Source organism: Streptomyces hokutonensis (assembly GCF_000376565.1).
GTDB classification, from domain to species: Bacteria; Actinomycetota; Actinomycetes; order Streptomycetales; family Streptomycetaceae; genus Streptomyces; species Streptomyces hokutonensis.
In genome coordinates, this window is sequence record NZ_BARG01000013.1 from 101,773 (window position 1) to 108,947 (window position 7,175).

Below are 7,175 nucleotides of genomic sequence, written 5' to 3' on the forward strand. Positions count from 1 at the left end.
CGGAGACCCGCCGAAGAGCGATCAGGCGGGCACCCCCGCCGCGTCGAGGAGCCGGTGCATCTCCTCGGCGGGAAGCGCGGGATTGCCGGCGACGGAGCCGAGCAGGTCCGGGTCGGCGAGCAGTTCACGGATCCGAGGCAGGGGCAGCCGCGGGTCCCGGGCGGCCGGCCCGCGCAACCCCCCGTCACGGCTGAGCCGGTCCAGGTCCTCCGGGGTCAGCGCGGGATCACGCAGCGCCAGTCGGCGGTGGTCCTGATCCGGGGCGTCGAGGAAGCGGGCGGCCATTCCCGCCGACGGGAATCCGGGCCTGGCGATGAGCATCATCACGGCCCGGTGCGTGCCGTGCAGATACAGGTCGAGCAGCAGCTCCGGCGGCGGCTCGGGATGGAACTCGCACAGCAGCAGCCGTACGGCGAAGTCCTCGTCCCGGGCGAGGAGTTCGACCATGTCCGGTGGCAGGGCCGGGCACACCGCGGCGCTGCGGCGCAGCCAGGTGTGCGCGGAGGTCGCGCACCGGCGCAGGAGGTCGACGTCCTCGCGGGCGTCCCACACCCAGTTCAGTGGGGACAGGCGGGCCTCGGGATCCACGGTGTAGTCGATGGCCGCGCGTTCCGCCTCCGTCAGTTCCGGCCGGGCGGAGACGACGAGCCGGATGTGCGGGTCCGGGTCGACGGCCAACTGCCGTACGAGATCCGGGGGGAGGGAGGGGTTCGCGGCGACCGAGGCCCGGCGCGGCTGGGCCAGCAGGTGCTCGGCGAGCTCGCGGCTCAGCCGCCCGGTCTCCAGAACCTGGTACAGCAGGTGGGAGCCGACGAGGCTTTCGAGCAGCCACGCCGTCCGGTCCTCGTCCTCGTGGCAGACCTGCATGGCGGCGGCCCGCCGCACCTCCAGGTCGTCGTCCCGGAGCAGCAACTCGCGTGTGGTGTCCGGCAGTTCCTCCCAGGCGCGGCAGGCCGCCTTGCGAAGGGCGCTGTCGGGACGGTCCGCCAGGCCGACCAGGATGCGGGCGGGGACGAGGTACGACATGACGGTCTCGCAGCTGATGCGCGAGTCCGGGTGCTTCAGCAGCCGCTCGTACGCCCAGTCGGGCAGCGGTTCCACCCGGCCCCGGTACGGCGACGGCCCGATGGCGAGGGCGAGCAGGACCTTCGGGTCCGGATCGTCGATGAGCCGGGCGCGCTGGGCCGGGTCGGCGGCGGCGCTGTCGGCGAAGTCCTGGCGGAGCCTGCGATCGGGGTCCGCCAGGATCGCGTCGACGACCTCCAGGGGCAGGTCGGCGCGCTGGGTGATGGTCCACCGCACGTCCCGGTGGTCAAGTCTGAGCAGTCGCAGCAGCACACTGCCCGGTGACGCGGGGTTCCAGGACAGCGCTCTGACCGCGGCGTCGAGGTGGTCGTCCATGTCGTTTCCCCCGGCCCCGCCTACACCCACGTATCCAGCCACATCCGAGACCGCCACTGATCAATAGGAATCGACGTCCCCGTATAAAGCGGCCAGAAGTAGATGAAGTTCCAAGTGATCAGCAGGACCAACACCCCCGCGCCGACCGCCCCCGTGACCCGCCGCGTGTCGCTGGAACCCGGTGGGCCGATGATCGCGCCGATCAGCATCGCGACCGCCAGGCACAGGAACGGCAGGAAGACGATCGAGTAGAAGAAGAAGATCGTGCGGTCCTGGTAGAGGAACCAGGGGAGGTAGCCGGCCGCGACGCCGCAGGCGATCGCGCCAGCGCGCCAGTCGCGGCGGAAGGCCCAGCGCCACAGGACGTAGAGGATCGCGAAGCAGGCGGCCCACCAGAGCATCGGGGTGCCGATGGCCAGGACCTCGCGGGCGCACTTGTCGCCCGCGTTCACCGGGCAGCCGTCCGCGCCGGGGGACGGGGACTCGTAGAAGTACGAGACCGGGCGGCCGTCGACCAGCCAGCTCCAGGGGTTGGACATGTACGTGTGCGGCGAGTGCAGGCCGACGTTGAACTCGTAGACCTCGTGCTCGTAGTGCCACAGGCTGCGCAGCCAGTCCGGCAGGACGTGGCTCCAGGTGCCGCCCTTGCCGTCGGTCGCGGCCCAGTTGCGGAAGTAGCCGCCGGAGCCGTTGGCGGGGGAGAGGATCCAGCCGATCCAGGAGGTGAGGTAGACCGCGATGGCGACCGGGATCGTCGCTACGAAGCCCAGGCCCAGGTCGTGCTTCAGGACCGCCACGTACGCGTTGCGGGCGCCCGCGACCTTGCGGGAGCCGACGTCCCACATCAGCATCATCACGAAGAACGCGGCCGTGATGTAGAGGCCGTTCCACTTGGTGCCGATCGCGAGGCCGAGCAGCAGGCCCGCTGTCCAGCGCCAGGGGCGCCAGCCGAAGGAGAGGGTGTCGGCGGTGTGCGCGTCGGGGCGGACGCGGCCGTAGGCGTCGGCCGGTAGCGCCGCCGCGAGTTTCTCCCTCGCCCTGTCGCGGTCGATCAGCAGGCAGCCGAACGCGGCCACCACGAAGAACATCAGCACACCGTCGAGCAGCGAGGTGCGGGCCATCACGAAGGCCAGGCCGTCCAGCGACATCAGGACGCCCGCGACACAGCCCAGGAAGGTGGAGCGGAAGAGGCGGCGGCCGATGCGGCACAGCATCAGCACGGTCAGCGTGCCGAGCAGCGCCGTCATGAAGCGCCAGCCGAAGGGGTTGAAGCCGAAGATCAGCTCGCCGATGCCGATGACGTACTTGCCGACCGGCGGATGTACGACGTAGGCCGCGTCCGTGGGGATCGAGACGTGCCCGCCGGTCTTCAGGATCAGGTCGTTGGCGTTCTTGTCCCAGTTGACCTCGAAGCCGCGGTGGACCAGCGCCCACGCGTCCTTGGCGTAGTACGTCTCGTCGAATATCACCGCCTTCGGACTGCCCAGGTGGTAGAAGCGCATCACGCCGGCCATCAGCGTGACCAGCAGCGGGCCGCCCCAGCCCGACCAGCGGGTGAGGCGGTCGACGAGCCCCGGCGAGAAGCCGAGCGCCGCCCACAGCCGGGGGCTGGGCTCCGCGTACGGCGGCGACAGCCGGTCGCGTACGTCGCTTCTGGGCCCCGCCGTGTAGCCGAAACGGCGCAGCCGCTGTTGCCACGACGGCCGCTGCTCTTGAGGGGCCTGGCCCTGCCGGGTGTCCGTGGAGGACGCGGTACTGGTCACCGCGCCATCGTAGGGAACAGCGCTGTGTGAGTCCCGTGCATGGGCGGTCTCGGTCCGGATGCGTCCGGATCTGTCGGCCCTGCGAGGATGGGAACGTGACTGGAACCCTTGTTTTGGCGGGCACCCCCATCGGCGACATTCAGGACGCCCCTCCCCGGCTCGCGGCGGAGCTGGCCGGGGCCGACGTGGTCGCCGCCGAGGACACCCGGCGGCTGCGTCGGCTGACCCAGGCGCTCGGCGTGCAGCCCAAGGGGCGGGTCGTGTCGTACTTCGAGGGCAACGAGTCCGCGCGGACCCCCGAGCTGGTCGAGGCGCTGGTGGGCGGCGCGCGCGTGCTGCTGGTGACCGACGCGGGGATGCCGTCCGTGTCCGACCCGGGGTACCGGCTGGTCGCCGCCGCCGTGGAGAAGGACATCAAGGTGACCGCCGTACCGGGGCCGTCGGCCGTGCTCACCGCGCTCGCGCTGTCGGGGCTGCCGGTGGACCGGTTCTGCTTCGAGGGGTTCCTGCCGCGGAAGGCGGGCGAGCGGCTGTCGCGGCTGCGCGAGGTGGCCGGTGAGCGGCGCACCCTCGTCTACTTCGAGGCACCGCACCGGCTCGACGACACCCTCGCCGCGATGGCGGAGGTGTTCGGCGCCGAGCGGCGGGCCGCCGTCTGCCGGGAGTTGACCAAGACGTACGAGGAGATCAAGCGCGGCCCGGTCGGCGAGCTGGCCGAGTGGGCGGCGGAAGGCGTGCGCGGCGAGATCACCGTCGTGGTGGAGGGGGCGCCGGAGCAGGCCGAGGAGCTCGGTGCGGAGGAGCTGGTGCGGCGGGTGCGGGTGCGCGAGGAGGCGGGGGAGCGGCGTAAGGAGGCGATCGCCGCGGTCGCGGTCGAAGCGGGCGTTCCCAAGCGCGAGGTGTTCGATGCGGTGGTGGCCGCCAAGACCGCGCAAAAGCCGCTCTGAGCTGCGAAGACGGCCCCTCTGAGCAGGGCGCTCCTCCCATGAGCACGCGCCCCATGGCGGAGCAAAGCAGTGTCGCGAAATGCAAAGCCAGGACCGGCTGGCCGGGGCGATTTGACAAGAAGAGTCCAAATCGCCTCCAACAGACGACAGGTCTGGTGCGTTCGCCCTCCCCGAGGCGTCCACTGGAGTGAGGGACGCACCCGTCCCTCGCCTCCATCGGGATTCCGGGGGGAATCCCCTCGCAGGGGGCGCTTGTCCAGCGGAAAGCAAGCAGGAGCTGGCATGAGTGAGATCGCAGGGCAGACCGGCCTCCGGGGCGCTGCCACCGCCGTGGTGAACGAGTCGTACTCCTTCGCCTGCATGCGGTGCGGGCACGGCTGGGAGCAGGCATACGAGATAGAGCACCACGTCGACACCGACGGCCACCAGTTCGTGATGTACGTGGCGGACGGCCAGGTCGTGCCGTCGCCCCTGAGCCGCCCCGCGTGCCACAACTGCGACGGGCATGTCGTGCGCATCATGCGGGCGGGCCAGGTGTCGTCGGTACGGGACGCGGCGCAGCGGCAGTACCAGGCGCCGAGGCCCCGAGCGGCGGCGGCAGCGGCGGAGGAGACGGACGACTCGGTGACTCCGCTGCCGGAGCCCAGGGAACACCACTGGCACCTGTCGGACCTTCTGCACCCGTTCCACCGCAAGGCGAGCTGACCGCCTCCGGCGACCGGGCGGGCATGCCCCTTTCGTAGGATCGGGGCATGCCTGCCCCCAGCGACAAGAACACGGCGCCTCCGCTCCCGGAACCCCTCCGGGTGCCCGTCGCCGACTCCCACACCCACCTCGACATGCAGTCCGGCACGGTGGAGGAGGCGCTCGCCAAGGCGGCCTCGGTCGGTGTCACGACGCTCGTGCAGGTCGGCTGCGACGTGAAGGGCTCCCGCTGGGCCGCCGAGACGGCCGCCCGCCACGACGCGATCCACGCGACGGTCGCCCTCCACCCGAACGAGGCCCCGCGCATCGTGCACGGCGACCCCGACGGCTGGTCGAGGCAGGGGGCCAGGGTCCCCGGTGGCGATGCGGCCCTCGAAGATGCCCTCGCGGAGATCGACCGGCTGGCCGGACTCCCGCACGTCAAGGGCGTCGGCGAGACCGGCCTCGACTACTTCCGCACCGGCCCCGAGGGCAAGGCGGCGCAGGAACTCTCCTTCCGCGCCCACATCGAGATCGCCAAGCGGCACGGCAAGGCCCTGGTCATCCACGACCGTGACGCCCACGCCGACGTCCTGAGCGTCCTCAAGGAGGAGGGCGCCCCCGAGCGGACCGTCTTCCACTGCTACTCCGGCGACGCCGAGATGGCCGAACTCTGCGCCAGCGCCGGGTACTTCATGTCGTTCGCCGGCACCGTCACCTTCAAGAACGCCCAGAACCTGCGGGACGCGCTGGCCGTGGCGCCCCTGGAGCTCGTCCTGGTGGAAACGGACGCCCCCTTCCTGACCCCGGCCCCCTACCGCGGACGGCCGAACGCGCCCTATCTCGTCCCGGTCACGGTCCGCGCGATGGCCTCCGTCCGGGGCATCGACGAGGACGCCCTGTCGACGGCCCTCGCGGCCAACACGGCCCGCGCCTTTGGCTACTGAGGCGTCAGGGACCCTTTCGAACACAACCCTGAGTAGCCGCGTCGCTTTGGAGAGTGACGGTCGCTCCGCTAGGTTCTGTTGGCCCGATCCGGACCCTTCTGGCCTTCTGGAGCGTGTCGGCGTGAGCAACTACGAGACCTACGAGACGTATGACCGCGGTGTGCGCGCCGATGTGTACACCGACGAGTACACCGACGCGACCCAGGTGTACGAGGACACGTACCGCCCCGCCTACGAGGCGCCGGAACCCGTGTTCCCGCGCCAGGCGGCGACCGTCGCGCCGGGCCGCGCGGACCGCAGACGAAGAGCCGACCGTACGGCCGCCACAGGATCCACCATGCGGCGGCTGGTCCCGCAGGCGCTGGTCGTCGCCTTCCTCGCCGGCGGCACCACCGCGTTCGTCGCCAAGGACAAGGCGATCGAGCTGAGCGTCGACGGCCGGCCGCGCACGCTGCACACCTTCGCCGACGACGTCACCGAACTCCTCGCCCAGCAGGGCGTCGAGGTCGGCGAGCACGACGTGGTGGCCCCCGGCCGGGACGCGGACCTCGCCAGCGGCGACGAGGTCGCGGTCCGCTACGGCCGCCCCGTGCGGCTCACCATCGACGGGCACCGGCGCGAGGTGTGGACCACGGCCCGGACGGTCGACGGCGCCCTCGAACAACTCGGCGTCCGCGCGGAGGGCGCGTACCTCTCGACCTCCCGCTCCCAGCCCATCGGCCGCGCCGGACTCGCCCTCGACGTGCGCACCGAACGCACCGTCACGATCATGGCCGACGGCCGCGCCCGCACGATCCGCACCAACGCGGCGACGGTCGGCGAGGTGGTCCGGGAGGCCGGCATCGGCCTGCACGGCGAGGACACCACCTCGGTCCCGCCCGAGAGCTTCCCGCGCGACGGCCAGACGATCACGGTCCTGCGGATCACCGGCACCCGCGAGGTCCGCGAGGAGCCGATCCCCTTCCGGGTGGAACGCACCGACGACCCCACCCTCTTCAAGGGCACGGAGGTCGTCGAACGCGCCGGCCGCCCGGGCCTGCGCCGCGCCACCTACGCCCTCCGCACGGTCAACGGCGTCAAGGAGAAGCCCCGCCGCATCGACGAGGAACTGGTCCAGGAACCCCGCCCCCAGCTGGTGAGGGTCGGCACCAAACCCATGCCCACCTCGGTACAGGGCGCCGACCAGCTCAACTGGCACGGCCTCGCCACCTGCGAGTCCGGCGGCCGCCCCGGAGCGGTGGACCCCTCCGGCACCTACGGCGGCCTCTACCAGTTCGACACCCACACCTGGCACAGCCTGGGAGGGTCCGGCCGACCCCAGGATGCGAGCGCGGAGGAGCAGACGTTCCGGGCGAAGAAGCTGTACGTGCGGCGGGGGTCGAGCCCATGGCCCCACTGCGGGACCCGTCTACACGGGTGAGGTGTGCGCCCTG

General features: G+C 71.6%; 6 protein-coding genes. 4 read left to right on the forward strand and 2 right to left on the reverse strand.

The features are described from left to right. Positions 1–21: 21 nt before the first annotated feature. Both SSP08S_RS05655 and SSP08S_RS05660 read right to left on the reverse strand, forming a co-directional pair. Positions 22–1,401: a hypothetical protein gene (locus SSP08S_RS05655; protein ID WP_019066601.1), complete on the reverse strand. Its 1,380-nt coding sequence runs from the start codon at positions 1,399–1,401 to the stop codon at positions 22–24. Positions 1,402–1,421: 20 nt separating this feature from the next. Further along, positions 1,422–3,164, reverse strand: a complete 1,743-nt coding sequence (locus SSP08S_RS05660; RefSeq protein WP_019066602.1) for a dolichyl-phosphate-mannose--protein mannosyltransferase — start codon at positions 3,162–3,164, stop codon at positions 1,422–1,424. A 95-nt stretch (positions 3,165–3,259) separates the two neighbouring features. On the opposite strand from SSP08S_RS05660, the gene rsmI reads away from it, so the two are divergent. From rsmI to SSP08S_RS05680, 4 genes are all read left to right on the forward strand, one after another. Continuing rightward, positions 3,260–4,111 carry a 16S rRNA (cytidine(1402)-2'-O)-methyltransferase gene (gene rsmI / locus SSP08S_RS05665; RefSeq protein WP_026178204.1) on the forward strand — a complete coding sequence of 284 codons (852 nt, stop codon included), beginning with the start codon at positions 3,260–3,262 and terminating at the stop codon, positions 4,109–4,111. Between the two features lie 282 nt (positions 4,112–4,393). Beyond that, the gene (locus SSP08S_RS05670) at positions 4,394–4,816 is read left to right on the forward strand and encodes a hypothetical protein (RefSeq protein WP_019066604.1); all 423 of its coding nucleotides are present in this window, start codon (positions 4,394–4,396) and stop codon (positions 4,814–4,816) included. 47 nt (positions 4,817–4,863) lie between these two features. Next, a complete protein-coding gene (locus SSP08S_RS05675; protein ID WP_019066605.1) occupies positions 4,864–5,742 on the forward strand; it encodes a TatD family hydrolase in 879 nt (292 codons plus the stop codon). 121 nt (positions 5,743–5,863) lie between these two features. Beyond that, positions 5,864–7,162, forward strand: coding sequence for a resuscitation-promoting factor (locus tag SSP08S_RS05680; protein ID WP_019066606.1), 1,299 nt, complete (start codon positions 5,864–5,866; stop codon positions 7,160–7,162). Positions 7,163–7,175 lie beyond the last annotated feature (13 nt).

Coding starts and splice junctions, on each gene's coding strand:
- SSP08S_RS05670 (WP_019066604.1), top strand. CDS start 4,394: ATGAGTGAGATCGCAGGGCAGACCGGCCTCCGGGGCGCTGCCACCGCC.
- SSP08S_RS05655 (WP_019066601.1), bottom strand. CDS start 1,401: ATGGACGACCACCTCGACGCCGCGGTCAGAGCGCTGTCCTGGAACCCC.
- SSP08S_RS05675 (WP_019066605.1), top strand. CDS start 4,864: ATGCCTGCCCCCAGCGACAAGAACACGGCGCCTCCGCTCCCGGAACCC.